Annotated in this window: 18 protein-coding genes; 7 read left to right on the top strand and 11 right to left on the bottom strand. The window is 71.4% G+C overall.

Annotation, left to right across the window (positions count from 1 at the left end; all coding sequences use genetic code 11):
* Positions 1-68: 68 nt before the first annotated feature.
* From SSP29_RS04655 to SSP29_RS04675, 4 genes are all read right to left on the bottom strand, one after another.
* Positions 69-3317: a S8 family peptidase gene (locus SSP29_RS04655; protein WP_089099157.1), complete on the bottom strand. Its 3249-nt coding sequence runs from the start codon at positions 3315-3317 to the stop codon at positions 69-71.
* 290 nt (positions 3318-3607) lie between these two features.
* Positions 3608-4291, bottom strand: coding sequence for an ABC transporter ATP-binding protein (locus tag SSP29_RS04665; protein WP_089099158.1), 684 nt, complete (start codon positions 4289-4291; stop codon positions 3608-3610).
* Positions 4292-4450: 159 nt separating this feature from the next.
* Entirely contained in the window at positions 4451-5929 is a 1479-nt protein-coding gene (locus SSP29_RS04670) for an ABC transporter permease (RefSeq protein WP_089099159.1), read from the bottom strand.
* Between the two features lie 100 nt (positions 5930-6029).
* On the bottom strand, positions 6030-7307 hold the full coding sequence (locus SSP29_RS04675; RefSeq protein WP_150133547.1) for an MFS transporter: 1278 nt from the start codon (positions 7305-7307) through the stop codon (positions 6030-6032).
* Positions 7308-7435: 128 nt separating this feature from the next.
* Between SSP29_RS04675 and SSP29_RS04680 the strand changes: the two genes are divergently transcribed.
* Positions 7436-8041, top strand: a complete 606-nt coding sequence (locus SSP29_RS04680; RefSeq protein ID WP_089099160.1) for a CGNR zinc finger domain-containing protein — start codon at positions 7436-7438, stop codon at positions 8039-8041.
* Positions 8042-8176: 135 nt separating this feature from the next.
* On the opposite strand, the gene SSP29_RS04685 is transcribed toward SSP29_RS04680, so the two are convergent.
* On the bottom strand, positions 8177-9421 hold the full coding sequence (locus SSP29_RS04685) for a L,D-transpeptidase (RefSeq protein WP_245883012.1): 1245 nt from the start codon (positions 9419-9421) through the stop codon (positions 8177-8179).
* 223 nt (positions 9422-9644) lie between these two features.
* On the bottom strand, positions 9645-9992 hold the full coding sequence (locus SSP29_RS04690; protein ID WP_150133549.1) for a hypothetical protein: 348 nt from the start codon (positions 9990-9992) through the stop codon (positions 9645-9647).
* 109 nt (positions 9993-10101) lie between these two features.
* Between SSP29_RS04690 and SSP29_RS04695 the strand changes: the two genes are divergently transcribed.
* Both SSP29_RS04695 and SSP29_RS04700 read left to right on the top strand, forming a co-directional pair.
* Positions 10102-10419 carry an LAETG motif-containing sortase-dependent surface protein gene (locus tag SSP29_RS04695; protein ID WP_089099162.1) on the top strand — a complete coding sequence of 106 codons (318 nt, stop codon included), beginning with the start codon at positions 10102-10104 and terminating at the stop codon, positions 10417-10419.
* A gap of 41 nt (positions 10420-10460) precedes the next feature.
* Positions 10461-11243 (top strand): hypothetical protein, encoded by a 783-nt coding sequence (locus SSP29_RS04700; protein WP_089099163.1) that lies wholly within the window; start codon positions 10461-10463, stop codon positions 11241-11243.
* Positions 11244-11443: 200 nt separating this feature from the next.
* On the opposite strand, the gene hutH is transcribed toward SSP29_RS04700, so the two are convergent.
* The 3 genes from hutH to SSP29_RS04715 form a co-directional block, all read right to left on the bottom strand.
* Positions 11444-13012: a histidine ammonia-lyase gene (hutH, locus tag SSP29_RS04705; protein ID WP_089099164.1), complete on the bottom strand. Its 1569-nt coding sequence runs from the start codon at positions 13010-13012 to the stop codon at positions 11444-11446.
* Positions 13013-13102: 90 nt separating this feature from the next.
* Positions 13103-14248 carry a GGDEF domain-containing protein gene (locus SSP29_RS04710; RefSeq protein WP_089099165.1) on the bottom strand — a complete coding sequence of 382 codons (1146 nt, stop codon included), beginning with the start codon at positions 14246-14248 and terminating at the stop codon, positions 13103-13105.
* Positions 14249-14503: 255 nt separating this feature from the next.
* Positions 14504-15304, bottom strand: a complete 801-nt coding sequence (locus SSP29_RS04715) for an enoyl-CoA hydratase/isomerase family protein (protein WP_089099166.1) — start codon at positions 15302-15304, stop codon at positions 14504-14506.
* 211 nt (positions 15305-15515) lie between these two features.
* Between SSP29_RS04715 and SSP29_RS04720 the strand changes: the two genes are divergently transcribed.
* Entirely contained in the window at positions 15516-16211 is a 696-nt protein-coding gene (locus tag SSP29_RS04720; RefSeq protein WP_150133551.1) for a hypothetical protein, read from the top strand.
* 194 nt (positions 16212-16405) lie between these two features.
* On the opposite strand, the gene SSP29_RS04725 is transcribed toward SSP29_RS04720, so the two are convergent.
* Together SSP29_RS04725 and SSP29_RS04730 are read right to left on the bottom strand one after the other, a co-directional pair.
* Positions 16406-17521 (bottom strand): adenylate/guanylate cyclase domain-containing protein, encoded by a 1116-nt coding sequence (locus SSP29_RS04725; protein ID WP_089099167.1) that lies wholly within the window; start codon positions 17519-17521, stop codon positions 16406-16408.
* Positions 17522-17836: 315 nt separating this feature from the next.
* Positions 17837-18712, bottom strand: a complete 876-nt coding sequence (locus tag SSP29_RS04730; RefSeq protein WP_089099168.1) for a biotin--[acetyl-CoA-carboxylase] ligase — start codon at positions 18710-18712, stop codon at positions 17837-17839.
* A 110-nt stretch (positions 18713-18822) separates the two neighbouring features.
* Between SSP29_RS04730 and SSP29_RS04735 the strand changes: the two genes are divergently transcribed.
* The 3 genes from SSP29_RS04735 to mmpB all read left to right on the top strand — a co-directional run bounded on the left by SSP29_RS04735 (position 18823) and on the right by mmpB (position 20898).
* Positions 18823-20415: an acyl-CoA carboxylase subunit beta gene (locus tag SSP29_RS04735; RefSeq protein WP_089099169.1), complete on the top strand. Its 1593-nt coding sequence runs from the start codon at positions 18823-18825 to the stop codon at positions 20413-20415.
* 9 nt (positions 20416-20424) lie between these two features.
* Positions 20425-20634, top strand: a complete 210-nt coding sequence (locus SSP29_RS04740; RefSeq protein ID WP_089099170.1) for an acyl-CoA carboxylase epsilon subunit — start codon at positions 20425-20427, stop codon at positions 20632-20634.
* Positions 20635-20769: 135 nt separating this feature from the next.
* Positions 20770-20898, top strand: a complete 129-nt coding sequence (mmpB, locus tag SSP29_RS60865; RefSeq protein ID WP_089099171.1) for a morphogenic membrane protein MmpB — start codon at positions 20770-20772, stop codon at positions 20896-20898.
* The last annotated feature ends 1 nt before the right edge of the window (position 20899 follow it).

A 20899-nucleotide genomic window follows, 5' to 3' on the forward strand; every position in this document is an offset into this window, starting at 1 on the left:
GAACGGCCCGCCGGAAGCCGCGCTTCCGACGGGCCGCTCGCTGGGGTTCTACTCGGCGACCGACGCGCTCACTTGGCGTAGTACGCGTTGTAGATGGAGATCGTCGACTTGTTGCCCTTCTTGTCGGCGATCTTGGCGTGGAACGAGATGGCCTTGCCCTTGGCCGGGTTCTTGACGGTGATCTTGCCGTGGCTGACCGTCAGCTTCTTCCAGGTCTGGCCGTAGTCGTACGACACCCAGACCGCGAGGGACTTCAGGTTGCGGCCGGCGGCCGCGCCCTCGACGGTGACCGGGAAGGTGACCTTCTTGCCCGCCTCGACGCGGCTGTCCAGGCCGGTCTTGGCGCCGAAGTGGACGGTGGAGGCCGGGAGCTGGGCCAGCACGGTGCTGCTGCCCGGCTTCTTCGAGTGGAAGGTCCAGCTCGCGTCGATCCGGGTGGAGGCGGCGGCGACCTTGACCGAGCGGATGACCGAGGTGGTCAGCTTGTACTCGGCGTCACCGGACGGCACGTTGAAGACGCCGTCACCGAACAGCGGGTCCTTGTTGGAGCCCACCTTGGTGCCGTTGCGGTACAGAGTGGTGTTCACGGACAGGAAGTCGGAGGATCCGGCGTGCTTGGCGCCGTCGGAGAACAGCGGGACGATGCCGAAGATCTGGTTGCCGTCGCGGTACAGGCCGTACTCGGACGTCAGGTGCGGGCCGAAGACCGCCGTGTTGAAGGTGTTCCGGTAGGAGTTGCCGGCCTTGTACGTCCTCGGGTTGCCCAGCGTGTAGTACGCGTCGATGATCGGCAGGCCCTGGGGGTCGTGGCCGGAGTACTGCATGGCGTCGAAGGCCCACTGGGCGTTGTCCACGGTGGAGACGTGGAAGGTGCGGGTGCCGGGCAGCTTCTGCTCCACCGCGTCGCCCATGACGAGGTCCTCGCCGACCACACCCCACGGCGCGACCGAGCCGCTCTTGTTGGAGGCGGAGGCGCCGACGGCGTTCTTGACCGTGGCGAGCTCACCGGTCTTGAAGTGCCGGACCTTGTCGCCCTGGATCTTCTTGACCTGGGCGCTGGTGGCGACGTCGTACTCCTCGTCGGCGCCCTTGGTGAACTGGCCGCTCCAGGTCTGGGTCAGACCGCTCGCGACCTCACCGCCGAGCGGTGCGAGCCGGATGTCGGCGAAGGTGTCGAAGCCGACCCCGAACCCGATGCCGGCCGGGTCGTACATGTAGTCGACGGTCGCCGAGTGCGGGGTGGCCTGGGCGTCCGGCACGGTGATGTCGGCGGCCTTGGTGGTGCGGGCGTCGATGGTGAGCGTGAGGTCCTTGGTGACGCTCAGCTTCGGGTTGACCAGCCAGTCCAGACCGCCGTCGAAGGTGGTGAAGTCCTTGGCGATCCAGGCGTCCAGCAGATACGTGCCCTTCGGCACCCGGAAGCTGGCGGTCCCGGAGTCGGAGACCGGCACGACGTAGTCGCGGCCGTTGCCGAGGCCCGAGTAGCCCGCGAGGTCGGTGGCGTAGACACCGGTCGGGTTGCCGTCGCGCCCGATGTGCTTGACGGTGACGGTGTACGACTGCACCTCGCGCGTGACCGCGGCCGCCGTGCGGATGCTCTGTCCGCCGCCGGTCGCCGTGACGTACGCCGAGTAGGCGCCGTCGAGGGTGCCGCCCAGCTTGGTGTTGACGGTGACGTCGACGGCGGCCGTGCCGCCCGCCGGGACGGTCACCTTGGTCGCGCCGAGCTTGAAGAAGCCGGCCGGGGCCGCCGCGCCCTTGGGGTCGGTGGCGGTCGCCGCGAGACTGAGGGTGACGTCCTTGGTGCCGGTGTTGCGGTAGGTCAGCTGCTTGGTGACCGGGGTGTCGTCGGTGTGCGGCCACTGCTGCACCCCGAAGTTCACCGACACCGGGTCGGCGAGCACGGTCTGCTTGATGGCCTTGTCGACGGCGATCCGGCCCGAGCCCTGCTGGAACGGCGTGTACTTGCCGCCCTTCGCGGAGCCGGTCAGGGCCGCCTTCAGATCCTGGTAGCCCCAGTCGGGGTGCTCCTGCTTGAGGATCGCCGCGGCACCCGCGACGTGCGGGGTCGCCATCGACGTACCGGAGATGGTCAGGTAGCCGGGCGGGTTCTCGCCGACCTCCTGGTCGATGACGCTGCCCTTGGCCGCGGCCGCGGTGATGTCGACGCCGGGCGCGGTGACGTCCGGCTTGATGGAGCCGTCGGCGGCGGGGCCGGTGGAGGAGAAGTCGGCGAGCTTGTCGTTGCCGTCGACGGCGCCGACGGTGAGCGCGTCGGCGGCGCTGCCCGGCGAACCGATCGACTCGGGGCCCTCGTTGCCCGCGGCGATCGCGAACAGGATGCCCTTCTGCTCGGAGAGCTTGTTGACCTCGGCTTCGAGCGGGTCGATCTCGGGGGTGTCGAAGCCCCCGAGGCTGAGGTTGACGATGTCGGCGCCCTCGGCCGCCGCCCACTCCATGCCGGCGAGGATGCCGGAGTCGTCACCGGAGCCGGTGTCGTCCAGGACCTTGCCGTTGAGGATCTTCGCGCCGGGCGCGACACCCGTGTACTTGCCGTGCGACTTGGCGCCGGTGCCCGCCGCGATGGACGCGACGTGCGTGCCGTGGCCGAAGTGGTCCGAGGCGTCGGCGGCCGCGCTGAAGTTCTTGGACTCGATCACCTGGTCCTTGAGGTCCGGGTGGGTCGTGTCGACACCGGTGTCCAGGACGGCGATCTTGACGCCCTTGCCGTTGTAGCCGGCCTTCCAGGCCGTGGGCGCGCCGATCTGCGGCACGGACTTGTCCAGGCTGGCCTTGCGGACGCCGTCGAGCCAGACGTGCGCGATGCCGGCGGCGGCCTTGTCCCCGTTGGTGACCGCGTCCCAGAGCTCGGGCGTGTCCTTGACCGGGGTCTGCACGGCGTCGGCGTTGAGCGTCTTGAGGCTGTGCCGCAGGGTGCCCGCGTCCCGGACGTCGGCCTTGGTGGCCGTGGCGGCACCGCTGTAGCCGACGATGACCTTGAGGCCGTTCTTCTGCGCCTTGCGGGTCGCGGCCTTGTTCAACTCGGTGACGTCGAAGAGCCGTTGGTCCAGCTTGCCGGAGGCCACCAGCTGGACGGCGTCACCGGGGACGACGAGGGTGTGCCCGTCGACCTTGCTGATCCGGAAGGGTATGTGCTGGCGCCCCTTGGCCCGCTCCAGGCCGACGACGCGGCCCTTGGCGTCCAGGGCGACCCGGTCGCCGGTGATCAGGGTGACGTGGTGCTTGGCGGTGAGCGAAGAGGCAGCGGCGGCCGTGGCGGCGCGCTGTTCCGGCTTCGCCGATGCCGGGCTGGTCATGCCCGCGGCGAGCGCGACGGCTGCTGCGGTGGCCACGGTGGCCGCGGCAGCTCTTTTCACTTGTCTGCGCAAGACTCCCCCAGGAGACGATGTGCCGGGCGAATTCCCCGTTCACCCGGCCGGGGGCAGTCCCGTACGCACATACGTCAACCCCCCGGAATACGGAGTATGCCGGGGGGTGATCAGCGGGCTCAAGAGATGAGAGGCCGGTAAGAAGAGTGCGGGCCAACTGTTACGCGCCGGGGTGAACACCGTTACACAACCGCGCGGTTGTACACGGCGCGCCGGTGTTATGCGCCGGCGTTCTCCTTGACGGTGATCTTGCCCTTGCGGATGGTCGCGAGGCGCGGGGCCTTCTTCGCGATCGCGGAGTCGTGGGTGACCATGATGAAGGTCAGCCCGTGCTCCTTCCACATGCTCTCCAGTACGTCCATGATCTCGTCGCGCATGCCCTCGTCGAGGTTGCCGGTGGGCTCGTCGGCGAGCAGCACCTTGGGCTGCTTGACGAGGGCCCGGGCGATGGCGACGCGCTGCTGCTGGCCGCCGGACATCTCGCCGGGCAGGTGGCCGAGGCGCTCGCCGAGACCGACCGACGTCAGCGCCTCGGCGGCGCGTTCGCGCCGTTCCTTGGTCTTGACGCCGAGCGGGACGAGGGCGGTCTCGACGTTCTCCTGGGCGGTGAGCGTCGGGATGAGGTTGAAGGACTGGAAGACGAAGCCGATGTTCTCGCTGCGGACCCGGGTCAGCTTGCTCTCGGAGAGCTTGGCCAGGTCGGTGCCGTCCAGGACGACTTCACCGGACGTCGGCCGGTCCAGGCCGCCCAGCATCTGCAGGAGGGTGGACTTGCCGCCGCCCGTGGGCCCCTGGATGACCAGGCGGTCACCGTCGGCGATGGTGAGATCGATGCCGTCGAGGGCCCGGACGGTGTCCTTGCCGCGCGTGTAGAGCTTGGTGACGTTTCTGAGTTCGTACATGGTGGCTCCTGGAGGGTGTTCGGGGTGGGGCGGTCGGGTGGCCGTGGCTCGTACAGCCGCGGGCAGTCGTGCCGCTGGGGCGGCACGGGTGGGCGCGGGCGGCACCCGGCAAGCGCCGGTGAGCGTCCCCACCCCCACCCCAGCCACAGCCGACGTCAGCTACTCGACGCGCCGAAGTGCATCCGCCGGCCGCAACCTTGATGCGCGCCAGCCGCCGAACGCGCCCGCGATCAGGCCGCCGGCCACCGCGAGGCCCACCGCCAGCGCGATCGTCGTCACGCTGACCGGAGCCGTGAGGGCGACCTCCAGGGTCTTCGCGGCCTGCCGGCCGGGACCGCCGGCGAAGCCGCCGCCACCACCGCCGCCGCCGAAGCCGCCGCCACCGGTGCCGCCACCACCGCCGCTGCCGACGGAGGCGTCCAGCGTGGGGCTGATCGCGGTGACCACGTACGCGCCGACCAGACCGAGCCCGATCCCGAGCGCACCGCCGACCAGGCCGTTGACCATGGCCTCGCCGATGACCTGCCGGGTGACCCGGCCGGACTTCCAGCCCAGCGCCTTCAGCGTGCCGAACTCACGGACGCGGCGGGAGACCGCCGAGGAGGTGAGCAGGCCGGCGACCAGGAACGCGGCCACGAGCACCGCGATGGACAGCCACTTGCCGACGTTGGTGGCGAGCGAGGACGCCGTGGACAGCGAGCCGGAGACGGTGTCCGCGAGGTCGGCGGAGGTGGTGACCGTCGTACCCGAGACGTTGCTCTGGATGGTCTTCTTCACCGAGGAGATCTGCTTGGAGTCGGTCGCCTTGACGTAGATCGTGGTGACCTTGTTCTTCTCGTCGGCCAGCGTCTGCGCCTGCTTCAGCGGCATGTACAGGTTGGCCGCCGCGTCACCGCTGTCGGCCGTCGCGATGCCGATGATCGTGAACTTGACCTTGTTGATGGTGACGGTCGAACCGACCTTGTACTTCTTCTCCTTGGCGTACGCCGAGTCGGCGACCAGCACCTTGGAGTTCGTCTCGGTGGTCTTGAAGGTACGGCCGCTGGTGATCTTCGACGAGGTCAGCGGGCCGACCGCGGTCTGGGTGACGTCGGTGCCGTAGACCGTGTACGAGTTGACGTCGAAGTTGGCGCCGCCGCCCTGGACTTCACCCTGCGGCGCTCCGGTGCCACCGCCGCCGCGGGTGCCGCCGGTGCTGCCGGAGCCCTGGTTCTGCTGGAACTGACCCCGGGTGAACTGGCCACTGATCTTGACCACGTTGAGGTTCAGCCCGCCGACCGCGGTCGCGACGCCCTTCTGGTCGCCGACCTTGGTGACGGTGGTGGAGGCGAGGGTGGTGAAGCCCTGCACCATGACGCGGTCACTGCTCTGCGTGCTCGACGAGCCGTTGTTCTGCGCGTCGAAGTTGAAGCGGGGCCGCTGGGAGGCGCTCGTGGACGCCGACGCGGCCTTGGTGACCGTCATGTCCGTACCCAGGCCGTACAGCGACTGGAGGACCTTGTCCTGCGCCTTCCCCATGCCGTTGGACACGGAGTTGACCACGATGACCAGTGCGATGCCCAGCGCGAGGCCGGAGGCGACGACGAGAGCCGCCTTTCTGCGGCGGCGCAGTTCGCGCCTCAGGTAGGTGAAGAACATGACCGCAAGGTAGGGACGCACCGTGATGGCTCGATAAGGCCTAAATAAGAGATGCATGAGAAGGCTGTACGGAGGCCAGGAATGGCCCCGCACCGGGCTGTCAGCGGGCGGCGGGCACGCCGTCCGGACCGGCGGCGGGGGCGGAGCCGGCGGCGGTGACCTGTTCCGGCGCCGCGGCCGCGGTCGGACGGGCGCGCAGCACGTGGCGGAGGAGGGCCAGACCGGCCAGGATCATGACCAGGCCGCAGACGCCGTTCCAGCCGAAGGCGGAGTACGCGCGCACGCCCAGCCATGAACCGGCGCTGCCGCCGAGGAACGCGCAGGTCATGTACGCGGTGTTGAGACGGGCGCGGGCCTCGGGGCGGAGCGCGAAGATGCGCGCCTGGTTGGCGACCTGGCCGGACTGCATGGCCACGTCGAGCAGGAGCATGCCCGCGCCCAGGCCCACCAGGCCGACGGGGCCGCCGAACTGACCGGTCAGCAGCAGGGCGCCGGCGGCGATGGCGCCCACCATGCACACCAGGTTGACGGCGTCGGGGCCCTGACGGTCGGTGCGGCGCCCGGCGACCGGGGTGGCGAACATGCTGGCCGCGCCCACCAGGGCGAGCACGCCGACGGCCGGGGTGCCCAGGTGGCAGGCCGGGCCGGTGATGTACAGCGCGAGGGCGGTCCACGCGGCGCTGAAGGCGGCGAACACCAGCACCTGGTTGAGGGCCGAGCGGCGCAACTGCGGCTCGGTGCGCAGCAGGCGCAGGGAGGCCGCGAGCAGCGCCGGGTAGGGCTGGTCGGTGCTCGGCGTGGTGGCGGGGAGCGCGACAGCCAGGGCCAGGGCGAGGACGAGCACCAGGCCGGCGGCGACCAGGTAGGGGGCGCGCCAGCCCAGCCACTCGCCGAGAGTGCCGGAGAAGGCGCGGGCCAGCAGGATCCCGCCGATCAGGCCCGACAGCAGGGTGCCGGTGACCGCGCCGCGGCGCTCCGGCGCGGTCAGGCCGGCCGCCATGGGGATGAGGATCTGCGGGACCACGGTGGTCAGACCGACCAGGGCGCCGGCGACGGCGAGGACCGGCAGGGCGGTGGCGGTGCCCGCGAGCACCAGACCGGCGCAGGTCACCAGCAGCAGGACGGTGACCAGGCCGCGGTGGCGCAGCCGGTCGCCGAGCGGGACCAGCAGGAAGATGCCGGCCGCGTAACCGAGTTGGGCGCAGGTGACCACGACGGCCGCGGACTCCGGGGAGACGTGCAGGTCGTCGGCGATGAGCGGGCTGATCGCCTGCGGGAAGTAGATGTCGGCCACCGCGACGCCGCAGGCGACGGAGAGCAGCAGGATCAGGCGCCGGCTCAGCGTCGGCGGCGAGGGGGAAAGAGGCCCAGCGGACACGGCACACCTCTGGCGAGGAAGGGGACAGAGACGGGGAAGAGGGGCGGAGCCGCGAACTCCACAGGGAACCGCTTTAACCGGTTCATCGACGGTACCAGTAAAACCGGTTCCGCAGTAGGGTGGTTGCCATGCCCGACACGCCCGCGCCCACGGCCCCCCGCTTCCGTAGCGGCGCGGGCCGGATCTGCCTGGACTTCATGCGCACGCTCCGGCTGCGCGGCATGGACGGCGCCACCGAGGAACTGGACACCCCCGAGGCCCTGACCGCCTGGGTCGCCCAGCTGGGCCCCTATCCCGACGGCACGGCCGTCCCGGCCCCGGCCCCTGACGTGCTCCGCGGGGCACAGGCGGTACGGGAGGCGGTGTACGCGCTGCTGACGGCGGCCCGCTCGCCCGCCGGCCCGGCCGGCTGCCCGTCCGGGGAGCGGGAGTTGCTGAACCGGGCCGCGGCCGCGGCTCCCCCGGTTCCGGTGCTCGCCGCGGACGGCACGGTGGCCTGGACCGCCGCGGATCCGGTGGGCGCGGTCCTCGCCGACATCGCACGGGACGCGCTCGCGCTGGCGACCTCGCCCGCCCTGGACCGGGTGCGGGCCTGCTCCGGACCGCACTGCGCCGCCTGGTTCCTCGACACATCCCGCCCGGGGAACCGCCGCTGGTGCTCGATGGAGACCTGCGGCAACCAGGCCAAGAAGCAGACCTGGCGCACCAGGCACGCGACCACGCCCACGGCCTGACGAACCGCCGCCTCGGCCGCATGCCGCCGCGCAGCGGTGTCACCGCCGACGGCATCCCGGCCCTGCTCGCGGAACGCGGAAGGCGGCCGCCCCGAGGGCGGCCGCCTTCCGTGCGGCGTGTGGGATGCGGGTGGCTCAGACGGCCGAACCGGCCTTCCACTGCGTCCAGTTCATGTTCCAGCCGTTGAGGCCGTTGTCGGGGGCCACGGTCTTGTCGCCGGTGTTGGAGACGACCACGACGTCACCGATGATCGAGTGGGTGTACATCCAGTAGGCGGGCGTGGTGGTGTCGTTGGCGCCCTTGGTGTCGGACAGGCCGACACAGCCGTGACTGGTGTTCACGGCGCCGAAGACGGACTTGGCGCCCCAGTAGTTGCCGTGCAGGAAGGTGCCGGAGCTGGTGAGGCGTATGGCGTGCGGCACGTCCTTGATGTCGTACTCGGCCTTGCCGTCGTTGTCGGTGAAGCCGACGGTCGTGCCGTTCATGCGCGTCTGCTTGTACTTCTCGGACATCACCATGATGCCCTCGTACGTCGTGTGCTCCGGCGAACCGGCCGAGATCGGGATGGTCTTGATGGTCTTGCCGTCCTCGGTGACCTTCATCTCCTTGGTCTTGGCGTCGACGTAGGAGACCTGGTTGCGGCCGATGTGGAAGGTGACCGTCTTCTGCTGGACGCCGTAGACACCGGAGGCGCCCTGGACACCGTCGAGCGCGAGCTTCAGTGTGACGGTGGAGTTCTCCTTCCAGTAGTCCTCGGGGCGGCAGTCCATGCGCTGGGTGGAGAACCAGTGGCAGACGACCTCCTGGCCGCTGCTGGAGGTGACCGTGATGCCCTTCTGGACGGCGGCCTTGTCGGTGATCTGCTTGTCGAAGTTGATCGACACGGGCATGCCGACGCCGACGGTCGAGCCGTCCTCCGGGGTGAAGGTGCCTATGAAGCTGTTGGACGGTGAGACCGTGGTGAACGAGGCGTTCTCGCTGGCGACCAGGCCGGCGGAGTCCTTGGCCTCGGCGGCGACCTTGTAGGTGGTGGACCGCTCCAGCTGGGCGTCGGGCTTCCAGCTCGTCTTGTCGGCGGACAGCGTGCCGGCGACCGCGGTGCCGTCGGCGGTGGTCATGGTCACGCCGGTGAGAGTGCCCTTGCTGACGGTGACGGCGGCCGAGTTGTTGATGGACGCGTTGTCCGAGCCGTCCTTGGGCGTGATCGTGATGTCGGCCTGGGACGACTTCTTGGCCGCCGCCGCGTCCGCCTGGGACTGCGAGCTCTCACCGCTGCCGGACGCCTTGTCGTCGCTGCCGGAACACGCCGTGAGCACCAGTACACCGCCGAGCAGTGCGGACGCGGCCATCAGACCCTTGCGCCGCTTACTGTCCGTCATCACACGCTTCTCCATCGTTGCCGAGTCCGCGAACACACCGAGAGTCCCCGTCAAGAAAGCCCAACGCTACGGCCGCGTCGTGCCGTTCCACATTCTTCGGATCTGTGGGGCACACCACGTCCACAGGGGCGGCCGATGCGGGAGGGGAGGGCCCGCGCGCCCTCTGAGACGACGAAACCCCGGGCGGCGGTCGCCGCCCGGGGTCACCGGTTCCCCGGATCGCTCAGCCGATGCCGCCCTCTTCTTCGTCGTCGCGCCGGTCATCATCCTCGTCGAGATCCCAGTCCGGCGAATCCGGATCATAGGAAATCGGCTCGCTGGACCAGGAAGCCTGCTGGAGCTCGATCCCGGGCACCTCGCTGACCAGGTCGAACGGATCGACGAGATAGGCGAGGGCCTCGGCGGTGTCTTCCGTCACAGCCACCTCGGCCTGTGCCCGCTCGTCGGCCGGCAGCTCGGGATCCCCGGCGATCCGGCTGAGTGCGGCCTTGGTGACCTCGTCGGCGTCCTCGACCTCAAGGACCAGCTCCACCCGAAGCCGCACAAATCGTGATGTCTCTGGAGTGCTCATGGCGGGAGCGTACGGCCGAATCGTCCCGTGACTTTCCCGTGACCCGCGATTTTCACTAACATCGCCCCACACGGCCAATTCGCCAGCGCCACAAGGGGATCGATATTCCGTGTCATCCGCTCGCCGCCCGTTGCTGACCGCCACCGCCGCAGGCACGCTCCTGTGCGCGCTGTGGTTCGTCCCGTCCGCCAACGCGTCACAGGACGCCCCGGCGAGAACCGGCACGTCGGAGGGTACGGCGACCCGTATCACCCAGCAGGCCCGGGCGCTGTCCGAGGCCACCTCCGAGGCGACCGGGGACGCCACCCAACTCGCCGACACCGGCAGCCCGGACACCACGCCGTACGTCGTCGGCGGCACCCTTTTCCTCGCCGTCGGCGCGGGCTTCGTCGCCTATTCGGTCCGCCGGGAACGGCTGGAATTTTAAATAACTTGACCGCCCTTTGACCCGGGGCTCACAGTCCCCTCATGAAGAGATCACCGGGCGTGCGGAACCGCGCCCTCGCCGTCGGCGGCGCGCTGTCCCTCGCCCTCATCGCGGGCTGCTCCGGCGGGAGTTCCGAGGACACCGCGGGCACCGCGCGGGAGGCGTCCACCGTCAGGGCGCTGAGCACCGGGGAGTTGAAGCAGCGGATCCTCGCGCAGGGCGAGGTGGACGGCTACAAGGTCAACCCGGTCGGCGAGGCCGCGCCGGCCCGGAGCACCATCAAGTCCAGCGACGCGAAGTGCCGCCCGCTGGCCTACGTCCTCACCGGCCTCGCCCCGGCCGCCCCGGCCACCGAGATCGGCCGCACGGTGCGGAAGGACAAGAAGGACCCCACCGACGACGCGACCTCCCTCGACGACATGGCCGACGGCAAGTTCGAGAACGCGCTCAAGGACTCCCTGAACCTGGACATCACCTCCCTCGACCTGTCGTCGTACGACGGGAACGGCGCCCAGGAGGCCCTCCGGGCCGTCTCGACAGCCCTCGGGAACTGCCCGACCGGCTTCACCGGCGGCGCCTCCGGCGACGAACAGAAGGTCACCAGGGTGACGCCCACGAAGGCGTCGGGACTGGGCGACGAGTCGGTCGCCTTCACCGCGACCACCGACATGGACGGCGACAAGGGCTCCCTGCACGCGGAGGTGGTCCGCTACGGCAACACGGTCGCGACGTACTTCACCATGAACATCGGCGCGATGATGACCGGGAAGACGTACACAGTGCCGACGGCGGTGATCAAGGCCCAGTCGGCAAAGCTGGGGTGATCGCGCAGTTCCCCGCGCCCCTTGAACAGGGGCGCGGGGAGAAACCCAAGGGGCGCGAGGAACTGCGCATCTTGGGGAGCACCACGTGCCCCGCGCTTCCAAGGAGGGCGCGAGGAGAAACCAGGGGGCGCGGGGCTGTATCGATATGCGGCTGCCGCCGCGTGGGCGCGACCAGCCCCCACGCACCCGCGGCCGACGAACTACCGCAGCGCCCCGGTCACCTTCTCCGCCGCCGCGACAACGCCCCCGCCCCGCACGAACTCCTCCGCCGCAGCGAGGTCAGGAGCCAAGTACCGGTCGGGCCCAGGCCCCTGCACCCCCGCGGAGCGCACCGCGTCGATCACCGCCTGCGAGGCCGGCGCCGGTGCCAGGCCCTCCCGCAACTCGATGGCCCGGGTGGCCGCATACAGCTCGACGGCGATGACCCGCGCCAGATTGCCCACCGCCGTCCGCAGCTTGCGCGCCGCCGACCACCCCATCGACACGTGGTCCTCCTGCATCGCCGAGGACGGAATCGAGTCGGCCGACGCCGGAACGGCAAGCCGCTTCAGCTCGCTCACCAGCGCCGCCTGCGTGTACTGGGCGATCATCAGCCCCGAGTCGACACCCGCGTCGTCCGCGAGGAACGGCGGCAGACCGTGGCTGCGGTTCTTGTCCAGCAGCCGGTCCGTCCGCCGCTCGGCGATGGACCCGAGGTCGGCCACGGCGATGGCGAGGAAGTCGAGGACGTAGGCGACCGGCGCACCGTGGAAGTTGCCGTTCGACTCCACCCTGCCTCCCCCAGTGCCGAAAGCCTGGGAGGTGCCCCCAGGCAGCACAACCGGGTTGTCGACGGCCGACGCCAGCTCCCGCTCGGCCACCAGCCGCGCATGCGCCATCGTGTCCCGCCCGGCCCCGGCGACCTGCGGAGCACACCGCACCGAGTACGCGTCCTGGACGCGCGGCGCGTCGTCCTGGTGGTGCCCGGTCAGCTGGGAGCCCTGGAGCACGGCGAGCATGTTGGCGGCGCTGTCACCCTGCCCCGGGTGCGGGCGGATGGCGTGCAGCTCGGGCGCGAGCACCTTGTCCGTACCGAGCAGCCCCTCAAGGCTCAACGCGGCCGTGACATCGGCGGACTTGTACAGCATGTCCAGGTCGGCGAGGGCCATGACCAGCATGCCGAGCATGCCGTCGGTGCCGTTGAGGAGCGCGAGCCCCTCCTTCTCGCGCAGTTCGACGGGGGCGATCCCGTGCTCGGCGAGCAGCTCGCCGGCGGGCCGGACGACGCCGTCGGGGCCCTCGGCGTCCCCCTCGCCCATGAGCGTGAGGGCGCAGTGGGAGAGCGGGGCCAGGTCCCCGGAGCAGCCGAGGGAGCCGTACTCGTGCACGCCCGGGGTGATGCCGGCGTTCAGCACGTCGGCCATGGTCTGGGCGACCTCGGGACGCACACCGGTGTGTCCGGAGCAGACGGTCTTCAGCCGCAGGAACATCAGGGCCCGTACGACCTCGCGCTCCACCCGCGGCCCCATGCCGGCCGCGTGCGAACGGACGATGTTGCGCTGCAGCTGGGCCCGCAGCTCCTGGCTGATGTGCCGGGTCGCCAGGGCGCCGAAGCCGGTGCTGACGCCGTAGACCGGGTCCGGCTTGGCCGCCAGCGCGTCCACGATCTCGCGGGCCGCGGCGAGCGCCGCGACCGCCTCCGCCGAGAGTTCGATCCGGGCGCCGCCGCGCGCCACGGCGAGAACGTCGGACGCGGTGACACCGGACGTCCCCACCACCACAGTGTGCATATCCATATTCAGGAGCGTACGCAGTGAATGCGCCCGCTGTCACTAGCGGGGTGCGGGGTTGCCCCTTACTTGTACGTCACAGCTCGCATGTCACAGTCCCCGGCGCCCACGGAAGCTCCGCCGCTCGGCCCGCTCCGGTGGCGGCGCGTCGGCCAGCCGTACGACGGGATCGTCCGGCCCCTCCCGCCCGGCCACCACCGGCCGGTCCGCGCGCAGCGCCTTCGCCCGGTACTGGGCCGCGTCGGCGAGCCGGAACAGCCGGCGGGCCGAGCGCACCGGCCCGATCGGGTCCGCGGTCGAGGCGACCCCGCACGCGACCCCCTCGCCCAGCTCCAACTCCCCTGCCCGGCGGCAGAGTTCGTCGGCCGCCTTGACCACGTCGTCGGCCGACGGCCCGACCGCCAGCAGACAGAACTCGTCCCCGCCGAGCCGCGCGGCGAGCGCACCCGGGAGCATCGCCCCGCACAGCGACAGCACCGAGCCGAAGCGTTCGAGAAGACGGTCGCCGACGGCGTGCCCGCGGGTGTCGTTCACCTTCTTGAGCCCGTTGAGGTCACAGACGACGAGGCTGACCACGGCCCCGTCCGCACGGTGCTGCTCGACCGCCTCGTCGAGGCGTACGTCGACGGCACGGCGGTTGGCGAGCCCGGTCAGCGCGTCGGTGTACGCGAGCCGGCGGGCCTCCTCCAACTGCTCGGTCTGCGCGATCCCGGCGGCGACGACGGAGGCGAGGACGGTGGCGAAGTCGGCGTCGGCACGGCCGAAGACGCAGGCCTGGGCGGCGCGGGCCACGTACAGCTCGCCCCAGGCCCTGCCGTGCAGCACGATCGGGGCGACCAGGCAGCAGCCGCGGCCCCGGCGGCGCAGCGCGGCGACGCGCTGGTGGGAGTAACCAGGGCGGCCGGCGGCGGCGCCCTCGGCCGTCTCGACCCAGGCGTTGGGGCCGCCGCCGCCCGCCCAGCGTTCGTGGAGGAACTCGGTGATCTCCGGGAACTGGTGCACCGGATAGGCCTCGGCCTCCGGGAACTCCTCCTCGCCCGGGGCGCGCTCCCCGACGTTCACCAGGACCCGCAGCCGGCCGAGTTCGCGCTCCCAGACGGAGAGCGCGGCGAAGCTGCCGTCCAGCGCACGGCAGGCGCCGGCCGCGGCGGCGTGCCAGCACTCACGTGGGGTGTGAGCCGCAGCCATGCCCTGCGCCAGCGCCACGACGGCAGCGAGCCGGTTGTCCTCACCCATCACTCCAGGTTAGGGATTATTCTGCACATTCGGAACATTGGGGCGGCGAACAGGTGTTGCGGGGCGAGTGTGTCGTCGCGGCCTGCGGCCCGGTGGGGGTTGCTCGCGCAGTTCCCCGCGCCCCTTACGGGGCGCTGCCCAGCCGCGTCCTACATAGCTGCGGGCAGGCGTGCCGCAGGGCGGCACGGGTGGGCGCGGCGGCACCCTGCCAGCGCCGGTAAGCGTCCCCACCCCCCGCCCCGGCCCACCCGCTCCTCACTCCCCCGGCCACTGCGGCGACCGCTTCTCGTTGAACGCCGCCACGCCCTCCGCCCGGTCCCCGGAGAACGCCACCGTCCGCCACGCCGCGTCCTCGACCTCAAGCCCCGTCCGCAGGTCCAGCCCATGGCCCAGCCGCAACGCCCGCTTCGCCGCCCGCAGCCCCACCGGCGAGTTCGCCGCCATCCGGGCCGCCAGCGCCAGCGCAGCCTCCCGGTCCTGCCCCGCCTCCACCAGCTCGTCGACCAGGCCCAGTGCACGCGCCTCCGGCGCCTCCACCCGGCGCGCCGAGAAGACCAGCTCGGCCGCGCGGGCCGCTCCGACCCGGCGGGGCAGCAACTGCGTGCCGCCGCCTCCCGGAATCACGCCCACCGACACCTCGGGCAGGCCCACCACGGCCGTACCGTCGGCCACGATCACATCGCAGGACAGCGCCAGCTCGAAGCCCCCGCCGAGCGCGTAGCCGTGCACGGCGGCGATCGTCGGCATCGGCAGCTCCAGCACGCCGGTGTACGCGCCGCGCGACAGCGGCCGGGACCGGAGCAGCTCCGCGTCGCTCATCCCGTTGCGCTCCTTCAGGTCGGCGCCCACGCAGAACGCCCGCTCGTGCGACGAGGTCACCACCACCACGCGCGCGTCCCGGTCGCCGCCGAGCGCAGCGCACGCGGCGATGACCGAGCAGGCCATCGCCATCGACACCGCGTTCATCGCCTTGGGCCGGTCCAGCACGAGCTCCGCGACGTGTCCGTGCCGCCTCACCAGCACGAACTCCCCGTACCGCTCCTCGCTCCCGCTCATGTCACCCTCCGCTCGACTCGCCTACGAGTTAACGCCTGTTAACTCCCCGATCATCGCAGCCGGGGCAGGCCGGGGAAAGGGGCACCGGCCCGCCTGGACACCCCCGTTCGAGTGACATCCCGGGAGACTCCCGGCGCACGCCCCAAGGGAGCGCATAACGTGCCCTCGCCGCGGCGCATCGGGGGCGCGAGCGCATCGGGGAGGGATCGTGATGACCGAGACGTCGACGCAGCCGACGCGAGACACCGACCTCACGGCCGCAGAGCCGACACGGCCGACACGGCCGGTACCGACGACGCCGGCCACGGACACCACCCAGCCGACGGCTCGGACCGGCCCGGCGCCCACGGCCCGGCCCGCCACGGACACCGCCCAGACCGGCCCGCGCCTCTTCACCCCCCGCCACCGCGGCCGGCATCGTCGCCCCCGCCCCCGCAGGGTCCTGCTCGTCGCCGGCGGTATCGCGCTGGCCGCTGGGGCCCTGAGCCTCGTCCGGGTGAGCGTCCATCCGGGCGTCGGCGGCCCCGGCGCCGCCGAGGCCGAACCCCGGCTGGATGCGGGCACCGGGACGGACCGGCCGGCCCCCGCCGCCGTCACGGTCGCCACCGCCACCACCATCCCCCGGGTGAGCCCCTCGCCGGCCTCGGTGACGGGCGGGGTGAGCACGGCACCGACGACGGCCGCCACCCTCGTACCCCTGCCGGCCACGCCCCCGGCCACCGCACAAGCCACCCCGGGCACGACCACCATTCCCGAGTCCCCGAACACACCGGCCCCCTCGACCACCCCACGGCCGAACCCGGCACCACCCCGCACCACACCCCCCGCCACCCCCACACCCCAGCCCTCCACCCCCGCCCACCCCGGCCTCTGCGTCCCGGTCATCGGCCTGTGCGTCGGCCCCTAGGGCCGACCGCGGGCACGGAACTCACCGAAGGCCCGGGGGCCTGGCCGACGACGAGCACGCCGACGACACCTACCGCAGGCTCGCCCAGGCACTGGAGGCGATGCGGGCACGGGAGGTGCTCGCCGCGCCGGTGCGGCGGGCGGCCGGGCACGCCTCGCCGGATGTGCGGGAAGTCGCCGACGGCCTCGCGGAGGTCACGGGGCGGTCGGCGGAGCCTCCCGCCGGGTGAGCAGCCACGGCTCCACGACCCCCAGGCCGCGCACCGGGCGCTGCCACATCGGCTGGAGCGCGAAGCGGTACGACGGGGGCTCCTCGCCCTCCTTCTCGGCGGTCGCCGCCTCCTCCGCGGCGGCCGCCTCCGAGGCCGGCGCCTCCCTCACCCGGATCAGCTCCTCCGCGAACGCGCTGTCGACGAGCACGGCGTCGCGCGGCGCTATCGAGGTGAGGCGGGAGGCGAGGTTCACGGTCGTGCCGAAGACATCGCCCATTCGGGTGGTCACCGTGCCGAAGGCCATGCCGACGCGCAGCTCCGGCATCGTCTCGTCGTTCGCCATGGTCTCGACCAGGCGCAGCGCGATGTCGGCCGCGATACCGGCGTCGTCGGCGGCGTACAGGACCTCGTCGCCCAGGGTCTTGATGAGCCGGCCGCCGCGGGCCGCCACCAGGTCGGCGGCGGTGGTCTCGAAGGCCTCGACCAGCTCGCCGAGCTCCTCCTCCTCCATGCGCCGGGTCAGCCGGGTGAACCCCACGAGGTCGGCGAAGCCGACGGCCAGCCGGCGGTCGACCATCTCCTCGTCGTCGGTGGCCTGCACGACCCGGCCGGCCGAGGCGGCGAGCTGGCGGCGCCAGACGTAGACGAGGAACTCCTCCAGCTCGGGCAGGAGCAGTTCGACGATCGGGTACGTGACCTCGGTGCGGGTCATACCCGGCTCGGGCGGCTCGGTCAGGCCCTCCAGGAAGGAATCCATCTGCCACTCGGCCAGACGGGCGGTGGTCTGTCCCGTGGACCGCGCCACCTGCACGGCCATGGCCTCGCTGAGCAGCCCCGCCTCGACGAGGCCGGCGAGCCGGCGCAGGGCCAGCACGTCGGCCTCCGTCAGCGCCTTGGCCTGCCCGATGTCGGCGAAGCCCATCGCCCGCCAGAACCTCGACGCCAGCTCCATGGAGACACCGGCGCTGCGGGCCGCCTGGAAGGGGGTGTAGCGGCGCTCCGCCCCGAGGATCAGGCCTTCGAGACGCAGCGCGAGAGGATCCTCGCCGGAGTCGGCGGCGTCCGCGCCCGCGCCGGAGCCCGTGTCGTCGACGGTCACGCCTGCTGCCCTTCCGATCTACCGCGGTCGCATACCGACCGGCCTCAACTCTACGGCAGCTGTGCGGTAGCTCACTTCGTGAGGTAAGCCGACTTCAGGGGTGAAGGGTCGAGTTCCGGGTGCGGGTGGGCGGGGGCTGGCCGCGCAGTTCCCCGCGCCCCTTACGGGGCACTGCCCAGCCGCGTCCTACATAGCTGCGGACAGGCGTGCCGCAGGGCGGCACGGGTGGGCGCTGGGGATCCCCCCTCTGGGGGAGGCACCCTGCCAGCGCCGGTGAGCGAACCCGCCCCCGGCCCCAGCCCACCCGCACCACCCTCACGCCGACCGCAAGTGCACGATGTCCCCCGCCCCCACCGGCTCCTGAACCCCTTCGCCCGTGGCGATCACCAGCCTCCCGTCGCCGTCGATCGCCACCGCCTCCCCGACCAGCGACCGGTCCCCGGGCAGCTCCGCCCGCACCGAGCGCCCCAGCGTCGCGCACCCCGCCGCGTACGCCTCCTGGAGCCCGCTCGCGGCCGGATCGCCGCCTGCCTCGCGCCAGCGCCCGTACCAGTCCTCCAGGGACCGCAGGACCGCCCTCAGCAACGTCTCCCGGTCCGTGCTCACCGCCCCGGCCAGCGCCAGCGACCCCGCCTGCGGCACCGGCAGCTCCGCCGCACGGAGCGTGACGTTGATGCCGACGCCGACCACCACACCGTCCTCGCCGGCCCGCTCCGCGAGGATGCCCCCGGTCTTGCGCTCCGTGTCACCCACGGTGACCAGAAGGTCGTTCGGCCACTTGAGCGCCGTGTCGACGCCCGCCGCCCGCGCCAGCCCCGTCGCCACCGCCACCCCCGTGAGCAGCGGCAGCCAGCCCCAGCGGGCCACCGGCACCTCGGCCGGCTTCAGCAGCACCGAGAAGAACAGACCCGAGCGCGGCGGCGCCGTCCACTGCCGGTCCAGCCGGCCACGCCCCGCCGTCTGCTCCTCGGCGACCAGCACCACACCCTCGTCGACGCCTCCCGCGACGGCCCGCGCCACGAGGTCGGAATTGGTGGAGCCGGTGCGGTCCACGACCTCGATGTCGCGGTACAGGCCCCCGTTGCCGCCGTCCCGCACCAGGGCCTTGCCCAGCCCCGCCGCGTTCAGCGGTGGACGGTCCAGGTCGGACCAACGATTGTTGTTCGCATCTGCTGCATCTCGGGACGTCATGCAAGTCACCCTAGGTGTGTTGTACGCCGCACTGCCGTTTGGTAGGCGCCCCACTACGCTACGGATGAGTAACCGTCCCCCCTTTTGAGCAGGCAGGGAGCCGCATCCCGATGTCCGAGCCGGAAGAGATCGACATTCACACGACCGCGGGAAAGCTCGCGGATCTCCAGCGCCGTGTCCACGAAGCGACACACGCCGGTTCGGAGCGCGCGGTCGAAAAGCAGCACTCCAAGGGCAAACTGACGGCCCGTGAACGGATCGAGCTGCTCCTCGACGAGGGCTCCTTCATCGAGCTGGACGAGTTCGCCCGGCACCGCTCCACCAACTTCGGCCTGGACAAGAACCGCCCCTACGGGGACGGCGTGGTCACCGGGTACGGCACGGTCGACGGCCGTCCCGTCGCCGTCTTCTCGCAGGACTTCACCGTCTTCGGCGGCGCCCTCGGCGAGGTCTACGGCCAGAAGATCGTGAAGGTGATGGACTTCGCCCTGAAGACCGGCTGCCCGGTCATCGGCATCAACGACTCCGGCGGCGCCCGGATCCAGGAGGGGGTCGCCTCCCTCGGTGCCTACGGCGAGATCTTCCGCCGCAACACCCACGCCTCCGGCGTGATCCCGCAAGTCTCGCTCGTCGTCGGCCCCTGCGCCGGCGGCGCGGTCTACTCCCCCGCCATCACCGACTTCACGGTCATGGTCGACCAGACGTCCCACATGTTCATCACAGGACCGGACGTCATCAAGACGGTCACCGGCGAGGACGTCGGCTTCGAGGAGCTGGGCGGCGCCCGGACCCACAACTCCGTCTCCGGCGTGGCCCACCACATGGCCGGCGACGAGAAGGACGCCGTCGAGTACGTCAAGCAGCTGCTGTCGTACCTGCCGTCCAACAACCTCTCCGAGCCCCCGGTCTTCCCCGAGGAGGCCGACCTCGCCGTCACCGACGAGGACCGCGAGCTGGACACCCTGGTCCCGGACAGCGCGAACCAGCCGTACGACATCCACACGGTGATCGAACACGTCCTCGACGACGGTGAGTTCTTCGAGACACAGGCCCTGTTCGCGCCGAACATCGTCACCGGCTTCGGCCGCGTGGAGGGCCACCCGGTCGGCATCGTCGCCAACCAGCCGATGCAGTACGCCGGCTGCCTCGACATCAAGGCGAGCGAGAAGGCCTCCCGCTTCGTCCGCACCTGCGACGCCTTCAACGTCCCGGTCATCACCTTCGTCGACGTCCCCGGCTTCCTGCCCGGCGTCGACCAGGAGCACGACGGCATCATCCGCCGCGGCGCCAAGCTGATCTACGCCTACGCCGAGGCCACCGTCCCCCTCATCACCGTCATCACCCGCAAGGCCTTCGGCGGCGCCTACGACGTCATGGGCTCCAAGCACCTGGGCGCCGACCTCAACCTCGCCTGGCCCACCGCCCAGATCGCCGTCATGGGCGCCCAGGGCGCCGTCAACATCCTGCACCGCCGCACCATCGCCGAGGCCGAGGCCGCCGGAACCGGCGAGGCCACCCGGGCCCAGCTCATCCAGGAGTACGAGGACGCCCTCCTCAACCCCTACACGGCGGCCGAACGCGGCTACATCGACGCCGTCATCATGCCGTCGGACACCCGGCGCCACGTCGTACGGGGCCTGCGCCAGCTCCGCACCAAGCGCGAGTCCCTGCCCCCGAAGAAGCACGGCAACATCCCCCTGTAAGGAGCCGCTGTGACGATCAAGGTCATACGGGGCAACCCGACCCCGGAGGAGCTGGCCGCCGCCCTGGCGGTCGTCAGGGCACGCGCAGCGGCCGTGGCGGCCGTCCCCGACGGCACTCCCGCAGCGAAGGACGCCTGGTCCGACCCGGGCCGCATCGCCCGCCAACGGCTGCCCCAGCCGAGCCCGAGCGCATGGACCCGCACTTACTGGCCGGCCTAAGGGCAACAAAGTCAGGGGCGCGGGGCTGTATCGATATGCGGCTCCGCCGCGTGGGCGCACCCAAGCGGAACCCCGGGCACCAATCTGAGTACCCCTACTCAGGCGCCCACCCCGGCCAAGCCCCACGCTAGTGACATGCTGTGGTCGGACCCCGAAGACGAGCCGCCGAAGGACCTGCAGGACATGCAGAACACCCTCCGGCGGCTCGGCATCTTCCTGGCCCTGGTCATGGTGGTGCTGATGATCGTGCTCGGCGTGAGGTGAG

The sequence above is a fragment of the Streptomyces hyaluromycini genome, assembly GCF_002217755.1.
In the GTDB taxonomy this organism is placed as follows: domain Bacteria; phylum Actinomycetota; class Actinomycetes; order Streptomycetales; family Streptomycetaceae; genus Streptomyces; species Streptomyces hyaluromycini.